Origin of the sequence: Pseudomonas sp. MIACH (genome assembly GCF_001269925.1) — a bacterium.
Taxonomy (GTDB): Bacteria; Pseudomonadota; Gammaproteobacteria; order Pseudomonadales; family Pseudomonadaceae; genus Aquipseudomonas.
In genome coordinates, this window is sequence record NZ_LHVO01000063.1 from 222,082 (window position 1) to 239,200 (window position 17,119).

Sequence of the window (17,119 nt, forward strand, 5' to 3'; positions counted from 1 at the left end):
CCCCGCTTTCAAGCCCAATTTCCAGTCGAGTTGAACATGAGCGGACTCCAAGGTTTTCGAATTTCGCCGCAGCAGGCTTCTGTGTACCCGCACATCAACGGCGCCACCGAACATCCGTTCTGTTGCCACTTGCAGTGGTGCGTTTCGCGGCCACTGCACGCCGACAGGCTAAGTCAGCGTCTCCAGGCCCTGGCCAGCGCCAGTGAAATCCTGCGCACGCGGCTGACGCCCGTGCCGGGCCTGCGGCATCCGGTCCAGGTGATCCACGACAGCGGTGCACCGACCGTCGCCGTGCAGGACCTGCGTCAGTTGAACGCCGCCGATCAAGCGGCTGTATTGAAGCGTCTCGCCACCGAATCGCGCGAGTGGTCCGAACCACTGGCCGTCACGCTGGTGCAGTTGTCGGATGAACAATGCCTGCTGGACCTCGCCGCTGCGAGCAGCCACTTCGACCTGCTCAGCCTGGAACACTTGGCCAATCTGTTGTTGCAGGACACCCCAGAGGATGTCAGCGAAGCCCTGCAATACGCCGACTACGCCGAGTGGCGCTGGAGCCTGGTGGAAGACGCCCCGGATCATCCGGGCGTGAGTTTCTGGAAGCCCCTGAGCGAAACCGAACAACCGGCTTTGCAGCTGTCCCTTGAGTCCGTCAGCGGCCAAGGCTTTGCCCCGGCCCTCGTGCACTTGCCGCTGCCCCTTGAGCTTGCGCAAAACCCGGCTCTGTCGGCCAACCTGATGCTGACGGCCTGGGCGGCGGTGCTCGGACGTCTTGCCGGCCAGCAGCAAGTCCCGCTGACGCTGATCCATGAGAGCCGTGGTGCAGAACTGGAATTCGCCCTGGGCCTGTTCGAACAATGCCTGCCGCTGCGCATTGAGCTCGCTGCGCAGTCGACCCTGCTGGAGCAAAGCCGGCACGTCGGCGACATGATCGAGTGCGCGGTGGGCTGGCAGGACTATTACACCCTGAACCTGGACGGCGGCTATGCCTTCGCCTGGCGTGTGGGCGATGCCCGCGAACACCATGCCAGTGCGGTGATGGCCCCGGTCAAGGCGTGCCTGAACATCCGCCAATTGCCCGACCGCCTACAGACCCACGTGGTGTTCGACCAACACCTGCTGAGCCACGAGGCCGCCACGTGCCTCGCCGAGCAATGGTTGCAACTGCTTCAGAGCGCGCTGGCCAACCCGCAACAGGACTGGGCACAGCTGCCGTTGAGCGGCCCGCTGCAAACACAGATCATCGCGACGCAAGCGGAATCGCCGGTCATCGAACAAGTGACCCTGGTTGAGCTGATTGCCCGCAAGGTCGCGCAACAGCCCGATGCGATTGCCCTGAGCGACCAGGATGGCGACCTCAGCTATGCCGACCTGGATGCCTGTGCAACGCATCTGGCGCGTCAGTTGGTGGCGGCCGGCATCGGCGCCGGCGTACCGGTCGGCATTCTGTTTGCGCGCAGCAACGCGGCCATTGTCGCCATGCTTGCGGTGCTCAAGGCCGGTGGTGCTTATGTCCCCGTTGATCCTGCCTACCCCGCAGATCGCCGCGCCTACATGCTCGCCGACAGCGCCATTGCGCACATCGTGGTCAGCGCCGGGCTGGCCGACAGTGTGCCGGCCAGCCTGCGCCGATTCGTCCTCGACGACCTGACGCCGCCGAGCAGCCACGACCTGCCGCAACTGCCGATGCCAGGCGCGGATGACCTGGCCTACCTGATTTACACCTCGGGCTCCACCGGCGCACCCAAGGCCGTGGAAATCAGCCACGGCGCACTGAGCTACTCGACCCAGGTCCGCATGGCGGCCTATGACGCACCGGTGCGCGCGTATCTACTGCTGTCCTCGTTTGCCTTCGACAGCTCGGTAGCCGGGATTTTCTGGACCCTGGCCCAAGGCGGGCGCCTGGTCTTGCCCGCCCCCGGCGAAGAGCTGGACATGCCACGCCTGGCCCACCTGATCGGCCAGTATCAAGTCAGCCACGGACTGTCGTTGCCCTCGCTCTACCAGGCGCTGCTCGACCAGTTGCAGCGCACCCACGGCGCCGACAGTTTCGAGTGCTGGATCGTGGCCGGCGAAGCCTGCCCGCCTTCACTGGTCGCGCAACACCGTAAAACGCTGCCGCAGGCGCGCCTGGTCAACGAATACGGCCCCACCGAAGCCACGGTCTGGGCCACTTATGAGGTACTGGAGCCCAACCGCACGCTGACCATTGGCCGACCGATTGCCGGCATGGACCTGCGCGTGCTGAACGAGCACGGCATCGCCAGCGGCATCGGCGAAACCGGCGAAATCGTCCTCGCCGGCCCGACGCTGGCACGCGGTTATCGAAATAAACCTGAAGAAACCGCCAAAGCCTTCGTCACTCTGGCCGACGGCACCCGCGCCTACCGCACGGGCGACCTCGCCTGCTGGCTGGCGGATGGACGCCTGGCGTTCCTCGGCCGCAAGGACCACCAGGTCAAGTTGCGCGGCTACCGCATCGAGCTCGGCGAAATCGAACGCCAACTGTGCAGCCACAGCGACGTGCGCGAAGCGGCGGTGATCGTGCAGGAACACGCTGCCGGCAAACGCCTGCTCGCCTACATCCTCGCAGCTCATGGCTACGCGCCGGACTCCGAGGCGATCAAGGGCTTCCTCGCCGAACGCCTGCCGTCCTACATGGTGCCGGCGAAGGTGCTGACCCTGGCGACCTTCCCGCGCACCCCCAACGGCAAGCTCGACACCCGCCAATTGCCCGACCCGGACCAGCTCGACGAGAACAGCCATGTGGCCCCGCGCAATGCCATGGAAACCACCTTGCAAGCCATCGTCGGCAAAGTCCTGAAGCTGTCGAACGTGAGCGTCACCGAGAACTTCTTTGCCATCGGCGGCGACTCGATTCTCAGCCTGCAAGTGGTGGCGCAGGCCCATGAGCAAGGCATCGCGCTATCGGCCAAACACGTTTTCGAACGCCAGACCATCGCCGCCATGGCCGAAGTCGCGCAGCCACTGGTCGCGGGCGCGGCAGAAGCGCAGCCCGAGAGCACCGAGTTCAGCGCGTCAGGCCTGTCCGATGACGAAATGCAGGCGTTGATGGCCGAATTGAACGAGTCCGACCTGTGATGGATTGCCCTCGTCGTCATGCCGTTGCCGCAGCCCCTATTTTTGCAGGACGCTTTCAATGACCACCGAAAAAACCACTGCCAACCCGATTGAAGACATCTATCCACTGTCGCCGTTGCAGCAAGGGATGTTGTTCCACTCGCTGCTGCACGAAGACTCCGGCGTGTATCTGATGCAGGATCGCTACCGCATCGGCGGCGCCATTGACGAGGTTGCGTTCCTCGAATCATGGCGCCAGGTCGTGGCGCTGCACCCTTCCCTGCGCGCCAGTTTCCAGTGGAAAACCCAGAAGCAACCGGTGCAGGTGATCCATCGCGAGGTCAAGGTGCCGCTCGACACCCTCGACCTGCGCGGCCTCGCGGCACACGAACAGCAAGCGCGAATCCGCACGTTGCTTGAAGAGGAACAGAAAGTCGGTTTCAACCTGTCGAAACCGCCGCTGATTCGCTTCCGGCTGGTGCGCCTGGCCGACGAAACCTACGAGTTCATTCGCAGCTTCCACCACATTCTGATGGACGCGTGGTGCATTTCCCTGGTGACCGTGGACTTCCTCAACGTCTACGAAGCACTGTGTAATGACCGCACGCCGGAACTCAAGAGCCCACGGCCGTTTCGCGACTACATCCAGTGGCTGCAACGCCAGGACGCCGGCAAGGCCGAGCAGTTCTGGCGCCGCCAGCTACAGGGCCTCAATGCGCCGACCCCACTGACCGTGGACAACGGCGTGGCCCGTGACCGCTACACAGACGCGGTCCTGGTGGACGACCAACTGATTCACCTGACTGAATCGCAAACCCAGGCGCTGGGCGCATTCTGTCGCGCCCAGCGCATCACCCCGAACACGTTCTTCCAGGGCGTCTGGTCGCTGCTGCTGTCGCGTTACAGCGGCCAACGTGAAGTCATCTTCGGTGTCACGGTCGCCGGGCGTCCGGCAGAACTGTCCGGCGTCGCAGAAATGATCGGCCTGTTCATCAACACCTTGCCGTTGCGCGTTTCGGTTGATCCCGATGCATCGCTGGGCGACTGGCTCAGCGCATTGCAAGGCGTGAACGTCGATATGCGCGACTTTGAACACACGCCGCTCACCGATATCCAGGGCTGGAGCGATTTCCCTCGCGGCGAAACCCTGTTCGACAGCATTCTGGTGTTCGAAAACGCCCCCATCGATGAACAGATTCTCGAAGGTGGTTTCCAGTTCAGCCTCGACGGCATGGACCACAGCGTGCATACGCACTACGGCCTGACCGTGGTGATTCTGCCCGGCGAGCAACTGGGCATTCGCGTGTCTTACGACCGTGAACGTTTCGACGCACCCGCCGTACAACGCCTGCTCGGCCATATCGCCAGCCTCGTGCGCGACATGCTCGCCGCGCCTGACGCTCAGTTGGGCAGCTTCGAGCTGCTGGCGGCCGATGAGCGTCAGCAGTTGCTCGACGAATGGGCGGTCAACCCACACGACTTCCCCCTGGATAAAAGCTACGCCGAGCTGTTTGCCGCGCAAGTGGCCGAGCGCGGGGGCCAGGTTGCCGCCGTTTGCAACGGTGAGTCACTGACTTACCGCGAACTGGATCAGCGCGCCACGCGACTGGCCCACGCCTTGCGCGAAGCCGGTGCCGGCGAAGGCCAACTGGTCGCGCTGCTGGCGCCGCGCGGTCTTACGCTGTTGAGCATGATGATCGCCGTGTTCAAGACCGGCAGTGCGATGCTGCCGCTTGAGATCAATCATCCGCCGGAGCGTCTGCGCGAGATCATTGGCCTGTCCCGCGCGCCGTTACTGGTCGCCAGCGACGCGTGCAGTGCGTTGCTTGATCAGGTGCTCGGCGGTCTCGACCAGGCGCCCGAGGCGTTGTTCGCCGAAGCGTGTTTTGCCTCCGGCAACGATGCACCGCTGCCATGGCTCGGTCGCCCGGACAGCCTGGCCTACGTGCTGTTCACCTCCGGTTCGACGGGGACGCCCAAAGGCGTGATGATCGAGCAGCGCGGCATGCTCAATAATATCTTCGGCAAGGTGCCGTCCCTGGGACTGAACGCCGAGGCGCGGATTCCACAGACCGCATCGGTGGCCTTCGACATTTGCGTGTGGCAGTTACTCGCCGCGCCGGCGCTCGGCGCCACCGTCCACATCCTCCCGGACGAAGTCGCGCACGACCCGCAACGCCTGCTGCATGTACTCGCCAGCGAACGCCTGAGTGTGCTGGAAATTGTGCCGAGCCTGATGCGCACCCTGCTCGCCCTGTGCCCCTGCGATCTGCACTTACCGGATCTGCGCTGGGTACTGCCAACCGGTGAAGCCCTGCCGCCGACCGTGGCCCGGGACTGGTTCGCACGTTTCCCCGATATCGCCCTGATGAACGCCTACGGCCCGGCCGAGTGCGCCGACGACGTGGCATTCCAACCGATCTTCCAAGCGCCGCACGCCGACGTCAGCCACATGCCGATCGGCCGGCCAACCGCCAACAACCGCCTGTACGTCCTGGATGAGTACCTGCGTGCGGTACCGGTCGGTGTGGCCGGGGAAATCTGTGTCGGGGGCGTGGGCGTGGGCCGTGGCTACCTGCACGATCCACAGCGCACCGCCGAGGCGTTCATCGACCACCCGCAACTGCAAGACCGCATCTATCGCACGGGCGACCTCGGCCGCTGGCGTGCGGACGGCGTGATCGAATACCTGGGGCGGCGTGACCAACAAGTGAAACTGCGCGGCCACCGCATCGAACTGACCGAAATCGAACACCGTCTGGCGCAACACCCGAATGTGCGTGAAGCCGCTGTGCTGCTCCGCGAAAACGCCTCGGGCGAAGCCTGGCTGGTCGCCTACTGGTCGGCGCATGACGCGACACTGGGCAACGAAGGGCTGACCGAGCACCTGCGCGCGCAATTACCGCCCTACATGGTGCCAGCGGCCTTCGTGTGCCTGGAGCGCTTGCCGCTCAACAACAACGGCAAGGTCGATCGCAAGGCACTCGCGGCCCAGGAACTGCACTGGGAAGCCGACACCCGGGAAAGCATTGCACCGCGAAACGAACTGGAAGCTGCCGTGGCGAACGTCTGGGCTCAAGTGCTTGGGCGCGACAGCGTGGGCGTGGAAGACAACTTCTTTACCCTGGGCGGCCACTCGCTGTTGGCCACCCAGATCGTGGCGCGCCTGCGTGCGCACTTCAAACTCGACCTGCCGTTGCGCGTGTTGTTCGAGCAACCGACGGTCGCGTTGCTGGCCGTGGCCATCGCCGCACGTCAGGCCGCAGCTTCAACGCCGCCCGCCAGCGCCTCCCACGCGCTGAAAGCCCACAATCGCCCTGCGCTGCTGCCACTGTCCTTTTCACAACAACGCCTCTGGTTCATCGAGCAACTGACGCCGGGGACGACGCTGTTCAACATTCCGTTCGCCCTGCACCTCAACGGTGAACTCAACGTCGACGCGCTGCACGCCAGCCTCAATGACTTGCTGGTGCGCCATGAAATCCTGCGCACCGGCATTCGCAGCAACGACGGTGTGCCGTGCCAGCACATCAGCGATGCGCTGAGCATTGCGCTGCCGTTCGAGGATTTGTCCGCGCTGGCGAGCACCGCTCGCGAAGGCGCGCAGTTCAAGGCGTTGCAAGACACCTTCGAGCAGCCTTTCGACCTGACCCAGCCGCCACTGCTGCGCGCACGCCTGTTGCGCCTGGCGCCAGGGGAGCACGTGTTGGGCATCGCCCTGCATCACATGGTGTCGGACGCATGGTCAGCCACCATCGCCCTGCGCGAACTGGCGCTGGGTTACCAAGCCCGCTGCGCTGGAAAACCTGCCGATCTTGCCCCCCTGCCGGTGCAATACGCTGACTTCGCCCTGTGGCAGCGCGAACACCTGCAAGGTGCCGAGCTCGCGCGTCAACTCGATTACTGGACCACCACGCTGGAGCGCCGCGACAGCGAAGGCAGCCCGTTGCTGGCCCTGCCGACAGACTACCCGCGGCCATCGGTGCAAACCTACCGCGCCGGCCTCGTGCAACGTGAGCTCAGCGCCGAGCTCAGTGGCCGGGTGCAAGCCTTTGCCAGCCGTTTGGGCACGACGCCGTTCACTGTGCTGTTTGCCGGTTTTGCCGTGTTGATGCACCGTTTGAGCGGCGATGCCACCGTGTTGATCGGCACCCCGGTCACCCACCGCGAACAAGCGGGCACCGAAGGCTTGCTTGGCATTTTGCTGAACAACCTGGCGATCCGCGCCGACTTCGAAGCCCAAGCCGACTTCACCGCAGTGGTCGGTCAAGTGGCCAAACGCTTGGGCGAAGGTCTGCAACATCAGGACCTGCCCTTCGAGCAATTGGTCGATAGCCTGCAACTGCCACGCAGCCTCAGCCATGCACCGCTTTACCAGGTGATGGTTGCGCAGCAACTGGCGATGGAGTCGCAGTTGCGCTTCCCCGGGCTGGATTTCAACGCCCTCGACACGCCGCTACGCCACAGCGAATGCGATCTGGACTTGCACGTGCTCTGTCCGGCCAATGCCCCTATTCAACTGGAGCTGATGTTCGCCCTCGACCTGTTCGCCGCCGACAGTGCGCGCCAGACCCTTGCGCGCCTGGAACACCTGCTCGAACAGATGCTCGCCGAACCGCAACGTCCGGTGGCCGCCTTGCCGCTGCTGATGGCGGCGGAATGGCAGCGCACCGTGGTCGAGTGGAACCGCACCGACATGCAGGTGCCCCGGCACCTGACGTTCGCCCAATTGTTTGAGCAACAGGCCGAACGCACGCCAGAACGCGATGCGTTGTGCTTCGAAGGGCAGCGCCTGAGCTACGCCGAACTGAACCGCCGCGCCAACCAGGTCGCACATTACCTGCGCAGCCGCGGCGTCGTGGCCAACAGTCCGGTGGCACTGTGTGTCGAACGTTCGCTGGAGCTGTTGATCGGTTTGCTGGGCATTCTCAAGGCCGGTGGCGCGTATGTGCCACTGGACCCGAGCTACCCGGTGGACCGCCTGGCCTACATGCTCGAAGACGCGCAACCGGCATTGTTCCTCGGCCAGCACGGTTTGCTGGAGCACCTGGGCGCCGCACTGCCACGCTTGCGCCTGGACAGCGATGCGAACCTGTTCGCCGATCAACCGGATGCCAACCCCGTGCCGCTGGCCGGGCCGGACGACCTCGCCTACATCATGTACACCTCGGGTTCGACCGGGAAGCCCAAAGGTACCCTCGTCACCCAGGGGTCGGTGGTCAACCTGGCGTGGGCGCGAATTCATGGGTTGTACCGCCGCTATACCGATCAGCCGATGCGCACCAGTTTCAACTACTCGTTCGCGTTCGACAGTTCGGTGGCCGAGCTGATTCTGCTGCTCGACGGCCACAGCCTGTATCTGACCCCGGAAGCGGTGCGCTACGACCCCGACGCCCTGGCAGCGTTTTTCCGCGAGACCCGCCTGGAGGCCTTCGAATGCACCCCGGCGCAACTCAAGGCGTTGCTGGAAAGCGATGGCGTGCGCCGTGGCGAAGTGTACTTGCCGCGCTTTGTGCTGTTCGGCGGCGACGCCGTGGACGCGCAGCTCTGGCAACGACTGCCAGCGATTGCCGGCAGCCGCTTTTTCAACACCTACGGCCCGACCGAATGCACGGTGGATGCGACCGCTTGCGCGGTGGATGACTTCCCGGCCCGCCCGATCATTGGCCGCCCGATAGCCAACGTACGGACCTACGTCCTCGATGCCTTCCTCAATCCGATGCCGGTGGGCGTTCCAGGGGAACTGCACATTGGCGGCGCCGGCGTGACGCGGGGTTATCTGAACCGCACCGAACAGACCGCCAAGGTGTTCATCAACGATCCGTTTTCGCCTCAGGCCGGTGCGCGGATGTACAAGTCCGGTGACCTGGTGCGCTGGCTGCCGGATGGCCAGCTCGAATACCTCGGGCGCATGGACCATCAGGTGAAAATCCGCGGTTTCCGCGTAGAACTGGGGGAAATCGAAGCCTTGATCGGCGCCCAGCCGGGTGTGCGTCAAGCCGTGGTGCTGGCCCGTGAAGACGTGCCCGGCGACAAACGCCTGGTGGCGTACGTCACCTGCGATCAACCCGCAGACCTCAATGCCTGGCGCAAAACCATTGGCGCCGCCCTGCCCGATTACATGGTGCCATCGGCGTTCGTGCTGCTGGACGAATTGCCACTGACCGACAACGGCAAGCTCAATCGCAAGGCCTTGCCGGCGCCGGACATCCAGGCCGAGCCGGACGCGCAAGACCCGCCACGCGGCGTTGCCGAACAACAACTCGCGGCCTTGTGGGCCGAGCTGCTGAATGTGCCGTTGGCGCAGATCGGGCGCGACAGTCACTTCTTCTACCTCGGCGGGCATTCGTTGCTGGCGGCGGTGCTGTTTGCGCGTCTGCGCCAACAATTCGCCACGGTGCCGCCTCTGCGCGCGGTGTTCGAACACTCGACCCTCAGCGCCTTGGCCGCCCTCCTGGGGCAGCCGCTGAAAACGCCGGCAGCGACCTTTGTTGCGGCCATGCGCCCAAGCCGTTTGCCGTTGTCGTTCGAACAGCAACGCCTGTGGTTCCTCGAACAATTGAGCACCGGCGCAGGCGAATACAACGTGGTGAGTGCCGTGCAGTTCGACGGCGCGCTGAATACCATTGCCTTGCAAGCGGCGCTTAACCGCGTGATCCAACGCCACGAGATCCTGCGCAGCCGCATCGTGCGCGAATCCGGCGGCGAGTTGTCGCTGGTGATCGAAGCCAACGCCAACCTCATCGTGCGTGAAACTACGCTCGACGCCAGCAGCGACGAAGCCTGGCAACAACTGACCGACGAGGCCATCCACGCGGAAACCGGGCACCGTTTCGATCTCGCCGCCCAGACGCCGGTGCGTGCCACGCTGATTCAGCGCCATCAGCATGCCCAGGCGCTGCTGTTGCTGACCGTGCACCACTGCGCCATCGACGATGCGTCCAGCCAGAACCTGCTGGACGAACTGGCGAAGCTCTATACCGCGCAATGCCAGGGCACTGTGGCGACACTGCCGGACCTGGCGCTGCAATACCCGGACTACGCGCTCTGGCAGCGTGAACCCGCCCAGCAAGCGCTGTTCGCCAGTCAGCTGGAGTACTGGCGCGCACAACTGGAGGATGGCAATTACCTGTTGGACCTGCCCACCGAGCAAGGCCGCCCCACTCAGCTCGATCCCATTGCCGGCGCCGTGCAGGTGCAACTGCCGGCACAATTGGTCGGGCGCTTGCGTGAGTTCGCCCGGCAACGTGGCGCGACGTTGTACATGCTGATGCTCGGCGCCGCGCAGTTGCTGCTGGGTCGTTACGCCAACCAGCGCGATGTGCGCTTCGGCAGCCCGGTGGCCCAACGGCCTCTGGCTGAGCTGCAACCCTTGATCGGTTGCTTCATCAACACCCTGGTCATGCGCGCCGACCTTGATCCACAACTGGATTTCGAAGGCCTGCTGCAACAGGTGCGCAATACCGTACTGGATGCCCAGCAGCGTCAGGATGTGCCGTTCGACCAGGTCGTCGAACACCTCGCACCGGAACGCAACCTCCACCAGACGCCACTGTTCCAAGTGCTGTTCGTGATGCAGAACGCCCAGACCTCGACCAGTGATTGGCCACAGGTGCAGGTGCGCGAGCGGGCCGTCACGGCGCAATCCACCAAGTACGACCTGAACTGGGAAGTGCATGACGGCGACGTGCTGTCGGTACTGCTTGAGTATCGGGCTTCGCTGTTCAGCGAAGCCACGGCGCGGCGTTGGCTCACGCAATGGCAGCAACTGCTGGAGACCATGCTCGACGCTCCCCAGGCTCGCCTTGGCGACTGGTCACCGTTGACCGTGCCGGAACGCCGGCGCCAATTGGTCGAGTGGAACGCCACCGAACGGACCTACAACGGCCCGACCAACCTGCACACGGCCCTGAGCCAACAAGCCGCGCTGACGCCCCACGCTCCGGCGCTGGTGTTCGAAGGCCAGCGCCTGAGCTACGCCGAGCTGGATCAGCGTGCGCAGACTGTCGCCCGTGCCCTGCGCGGCGCCGGGATCGGCAGCGGCGCCATCGTGCCGGTGTGCATGGAGCGCTCGGTCGAGATGGTGGTTGCCCTGCTCGGTATCGTGCATGCCGGCGCGGCTTGGCTGCCGCTCGATCCGCAGTTGCCGCCCGCGCGCATGGCCTTCCTGATCGGCGATGCCGACGCCCACGTCACCCTGACGCAAGCGCAGTGGTTGCAACACTTGCCCGCCGGGCACCGCGCCTGGACCCTGGACACGCTGCCGAACGCCCCGGCGGGCGAGCCGATCAGCGTCAGCGCCAATGACCTGGCCTACGTGCTCTACACCTCCGGTTCCACCGGCCAGCCTAAAGGGGTGATGAACGAACACGGCGCCTTGATGAACCGTTTGCACTGGATGCAGGACGCCTTCCCGATTGGCCCGAACGACCGCGTGCTGCAGAAAACCCCCTACAGCTTCGACGTCTCGGTGTGGGAGTTCTTCTGGCCGCTGATCACCGGTGCGACGCTGGTGGTGGCACGCCCGGACGGCCATCGCGACCCGGCCTACCTCAGCCAGTTGATCCAGCAGGAGCAGGTCACCACCCTGCACTTCGTGCCGTCGATGCTGCGTGTATTTGTCGACGAGCCAAGCCTTGCCAATTGCACGACACTGCGCCAGGTGTTCGCCAGCGGCGAAGCGCTGCCGGTGGACCTGGTGCGCCGTTTCATGAGCCAACACCCGGCCGCGCTGGTCAACCTGTACGGCCCGACCGAAGCCGCCATTGACGTGTCCGTCTGGCGCTGCGCGGTGGACGACGTGATCGTGCCGATCGGCAAACCGATTGCCAACCTGCGCCTGTACATCCTCGACGAGGCCATGCAGGCGCTGCCCATCGGCAGCATCGGCGAGTTGTACATCGGTGGTGTCGGCGTCGCGCGTGGTTACCTCAAGCGTGCGGACCTGACCGAGGAACGCTTCCTCGCCAGCCCGTTTGTCGAGGGGGATCGCCTGTACCGTACCGGCGACCGATGCCGTTTCCTCGCCGATGGCAACATCGAATACCTCGGGCGGCTCGACCATCAGGTGAAATTGCGCGGCCAGCGTATTGAACTGGGTGAGATCGACGCCGAACTGCTGGCGCATTCCGCTGTGCGTGACGCGGCAACGCTGTTGCTTAATGAACGCCTGGTGAGTTTCTGGTGCGGCAACGCCGAAGAAGCCTCGCTGCGCACACACCTGAGCGACACCCTGCCGGGACACATGCTGCCCAGCCTGTTGGTGCAACTCGACAGCCTTCCGCTCAACAGCAACGGCAAGCTCGACCGCAAGGCACTCGCCGCCCTGCCATTACCCGATGCACACCACGACAAACCGCCTAGCGCGCCGCGCAATGCGACGCAAGCCGTGCTGTGCGAAGTGTTCGCCGAATTGCTGGATTGCCCGACTGTCGGGATCGACGATCACTTCTTTCAACTTGGCGGTCACTCGTTGCTGGCCACCCGCCTGGTGGCGAGGGTGCGTGAACGCCTGGGTGCAAGCCTGCCGCTGGCGCTGGTGTTCGCGCAACCGACCGTGGCGGCCTTGGCCGATCACTTGCGCGCAGCAACGCCAGGCGAGCTGATCACGGCACAACCACGCCCGGCCGTGTTGCCGTTGGGTCTGGCGCAGCAGCGGTTCTGGATGCTCAGCCGTCTGGTGCCGGACTCTCGCGAATACCACATGCCGTTTGCCCTGAGCCTGCGTGGTGAGCTCAAGGTACACGCCTTGCGTGAAGCCTTTGAGCTGGTCAGCGAGCGCCATTTGGTGCTGCGCAGCCGCATCATCGAAGTCGACGGCGAGCCGCAGTTGCTGATCGACGATCATGGCCCCGCATTGACAGTCACCTCGGTGGCGGCACACGACTGGGCCTCGGCGTGCAGCGAGGCGCAGGCCGAGCTGATGTCGCCGTTCAATCTGGCGCTCGCCGCACCTTGGCGCGCGCACCTGCTGCAACGTCAGGGCAGTGATGAGCACCTGCTACTGGTGTGCCTGCACCACAGCGCCACCGACGGTTGGGCGATGCAATTGCTCATTGATGAACTGGCGCAAGCCTATGGCGCCGGCCTCAATGGCCAATCCCCGGACTGGGCAGCGCTGGACATCGACTATGTGGACTTCGCGCTGTGGCAACAGCACCCACAGACCCTTGCCCGTCGCAACGACAGCCTGGATTACTGGAAAAACCACCTCGGCCCGGACGATTACCAACTCGACCTGCCGCTCGACCGCCCACGCGGCGCCGAGGCGGATCGTCGCGCGCACCTGCTGAGCGTCAGCCTCGGTGCCACGCGCGCCGAAGCGATCCGCCAGTTCGCCCGTCAACGCGGGACCACGCCGTATGTGGTGCTGGCAACCGCGTTGAGTGCCTTGCTGGCGCGCTACAGCGGCCAGCGTGAAATTCGCCTCGGCACGCCGGCCGATCAGCGCGACCAGCCGCAGTCCCAGGCGCTGCTGGCGTGTCTGGTGAACACCTTGGTGATTCGCAGCGAAGTCGATCAACAAGCGCCGGCCGAGCAATTGCTCGCCGACCTTGAAGCCGACCTGCGCGCCGCCCAGGCCCACGCCGACCTGCCGTTCGCCACACTGGTGGGCGCCGTGGCCCAGCGCCGCGACCTGAATCGCACGCCGCTGTTCCAGGTGTTGTTCTCCCTCAATCATGGCCGCATGGACAGCAGTCAATGGCCCGGGCTGACCCTTGAGGAACAGGCGCCACCCCTGATCGACGCCAAATTCGAACAGAGCTGGGAAGTTCAGGATGACGGCAGCGACATGACCCTGGCGCTGGAATATCAGGCGGCGCTGTTTGACGAAAGGACAATGCAGCGCTGGAGTACGCAGTGGTGTGAACTGTTGGATGCCCTGGTGGCAAACCCGGCGCGCGCCTTGGTCGAGTTGTTCCCGCAGCAGCAGGATCAACAGCAACTGGAGCGCTGGAACGCCACCGAACGGGCCTACAGCGGCCCGACCAACCTGCACACGGCCCTGAGCCAACAAGCCGCGCTGACGCCCCACGCGCCGGCGCTGGTATTCGAAGGCCAGCGCCTGAGCTATGCCGAGCTGGATCAGCGTGCGCAGACTGTCGCCCGTGCCCTGCGCGGCGCCGGGATCGGCAGCGGCGCCATCGTGCCGGTGTGCATGGAGCGCTCGGTCGAGATGGTGGTTGCCCTGCTCGGTATCGTGCATGCCGGCGCGGCTTGGCTGCCGCTCGATCCACAATTGCCGCCCGCGCGCCTGGCCTTCCTGATCGGCGATGCCGACGCCCACGTCACCCTGACGCAAGCGCAGTGGTTGCAACACTTGCCCGCCGGGCACCGCGCCTGGACTCTCGACACGCTGCCGAACGCCCCGACGGGCGAGCCGATCAGCGTCAGCGCCAATGACCTCGCCTACGTGCTCTACACCTCCGGTTCCACCGGCCAGCCCAAAGGGGTGATGAACGAACACGGCGCCTTGATGAACCGTTTGCACTGGATGCAGGACGCCTTCCCGATTGGCCCGAACGACCGCGTGCTGCAGAAAACCCCCTACAGCTTCGATGTCTCGGTGTGGGAGTTCTTCTGGCCGCTGATCACCGGTGCGACGCTGGTGGTGGCACGCCCGGACGGCCATCGCGACCCGGCCTACCTCAGCCAGTTGATCCAGCAGGAGCAGGTCACCACCCTGCACTTCGTGCCGTCGATGCTGCGTGTATTTGTCGACGAGCCAAGCCTTGCCAATTGCACGACACTGCGCCAGGTGTTTGCCAGCGGCGAAGCATTGCCGGTGGACCTGGTGCGCCGTTTCATGAGCCAACACCCGGCCGCGCTGGTCAACCTGTACGGCCCGACCGAAGCCGCCATCGACGTGTCCGTCTGGCGCTGCGCGGTGGACGACGTGATCGTGCCGATCGGCAAACCGATTGCCAACCTGCGCCTGTACATCCTCGACGAGGCCATGCAGGCGCTGCCCATCGGCAGCATCGGCGAGTTGTACATCGGTGGTGTCGGCGTCGCGCGTGGTTACCTCAAGCGTGCGGACCTGACCGAGGAACGCTTCCTCGCCAGCCCGTTTGTCGAGGGTGATCGCCTGTACCGTACCGGCGACCGCTGCCGCTTCCTCGCCGATGGCAACATCGAATACCTCGGGCGGCTCGACCATCAGGTGAAATTGCGTGGACAGCGTATTGAACTGGGTGAGATCGATGCGGCGCTGTTGAATCTGCCCGCCGTTACCGGCGCCTGCACCCTGGTGATCGACAACCGCCTGGTGGCGTTCTACAGCAGCAGCGCCGCCGTGAACGGCCTCGACACCGCCCTCGCCGCGCAATTGCCGGCCTACATGGTGCCTGCGGTTTGGGTCCAGGTGCCGGCGCTGCCACTGACCAGCAACGGCAAGATCGACCGCAAAGCCCTGGCCGCCCTGCCGTTGCCGCAGTCTCAGGAAGACTACGTTGCGCCGCGCAATGCGCTGGAAACCTTGCTCTGCCGGTTGTTCGGCGAACTGCTCGGCGAAAACCTCAGCGCTGGCCGTGAAGTCGGCACCTCGGACAGTTTCTTCGCACTGGGGGGCGATTCCATTCTCGGCCTGAAGCTGATTTCCCACCTGCGCGAACAGGGTTACTCGCTCACGCCGAAGGACCTGTTCCGCTCGCCGACACCGGCGGCGTTGGCACAAGTGGCGAGCCCACTGCTGACCCTGGCCGAACAGGGCGATGTCATCGGCGCGATGCCGCTGATGCCGCTGCATCAGTGGTTCTTCGATCAACAGCAACCGCACGCCGCACATTGGAACCAATCGGTGCTGGCCGACAGTGAGCGCCGACTGCACGCGGATCAGGTGCAAGCGGCGCTGGACCGACTGGTGGCCCATCACGACGCCTTGCGCCTGCGCTTCAATCAAGTCGACGGCGCCTGGCAAGCGCAGATCGCCGCCGTCGAACCGGCGCGGTTGGTCCGCTGCGAACGCTTGGAGCAACTGGACAACGTCGCGCAAAGCCTGGACCTGCAAAACGGCCCGCTGTTCGCGGCCGCATTGCTCGAAGGCGCACCACAGCGTTTGTACCTGGTGGCGCACCACCTGGTGATCGATGCCGTGTCGTGGACGCCACTGCTGGAAGACTTCCAACAGGTCTATGAAGCGCTGGAGCGCGGTGAGAACCCGACTCTGCCGGCAAAAACCACGTCCTACCGTCAATGGGCCGAACACCTGGACGCCCATGCGGCCAGCGTCAGTGCCGAACGGCGCTACTGGAATGCCCAGGCTGCGGCCACTGCCCAACCGCTGGCCACGGTTGCCGAGCGGCAGACACTGGCCGCACGTTGGGACGCTCACCGCACCCATCAATGGCTGACCGAGTCTCACGCGGCCTATCGCACGCAACCGGAAGAACTGCTGATCGCGGCCCTCGCCGCAACCTTGGCGCAAGCCGAGAGCCGCGCCGACATCGTCGTCGATCTGGAGCGCCATGGCCGCGATGCGCCGTTTGAAGGGCTGGATGTCAGCCGCACCGTCGGTTGGTTCACCACCCTGTTCCCGCTGCGCGTGAACTCCAGTGGCGCGCCGGGCGACCGCGTGCGCAACGCCAAGGAAGCCTTGCGCAGCGTACCGGGCCAAGGCCTCGGCTTTGGGCTGTTGCGCCAGCGCGGCGAACTGCCGCCGAGCCGTGGCGACGTGTTGTTCAACTATCTGGGCCATGCGCAGACGCCACCGGGATGGTTGCGCGCCAGCCGCCTGACGCCACCGGCGGACGTGGCGACGGGCAACCGTGTGACCCACGGCCGTGAAGTGGTGGTCTGGCTGGAAGACGGCGAGCTGCGCATCGAGTGGCACAGCGTCACGCCGGATGCCGACAGCCGCTTGCCTGCGCGCTTGCTGGAACACCTGCAAGCGCTGGTCGAACACTGCCTCGATCCGCAGGCCGGGACGCTCATGCCGTCGGACTTCCCGCTGGCCAAGGGCATGAATCAGGCGACTCTCGACACCTTGCTCAAACGCCTGGGGCCGAAGAAATGAGCCCCGCCCTCGACCGCTATCTGACTT

2 protein-coding genes are annotated in these 17,119 nt (G+C 64.9%); both read left to right on the forward strand.

The window, feature by feature from the left end; translation table 11 throughout:
• The first annotated feature begins 36 nt into the window (after window positions 1–36).
• Window positions 37–3,099: an amino acid adenylation domain-containing protein gene (locus AD670_RS27820; RefSeq protein ID WP_053139897.1), complete on the forward strand. Its 3,063-nt coding sequence runs from the start codon at window positions 37–39 to the stop codon at window positions 3,097–3,099.
• Between the two features lie 58 nt (window positions 3,100–3,157).
• The gene (locus AD670_RS27825; RefSeq protein ID WP_053139760.1) at window positions 3,158–17,092 is read left to right on the forward strand and encodes a non-ribosomal peptide synthase/polyketide synthase; all 13,935 of its coding nucleotides are present in this window, start codon (window positions 3,158–3,160) and stop codon (window positions 17,090–17,092) included.
• Window positions 17,093–17,119: the final 27 nt, after the last annotated feature.

Coding starts and splice junctions, on each gene's coding strand:
- AD670_RS27820 (WP_053139897.1), top strand. CDS start 37: ATGAGCGGACTCCAAGGTTTTCGAATTTCGCCGCAGCAGGCTTCTGTG.
- AD670_RS27825 (WP_053139760.1), top strand. CDS start 3,158: ATGACCACCGAAAAAACCACTGCCAACCCGATTGAAGACATCTATCCA.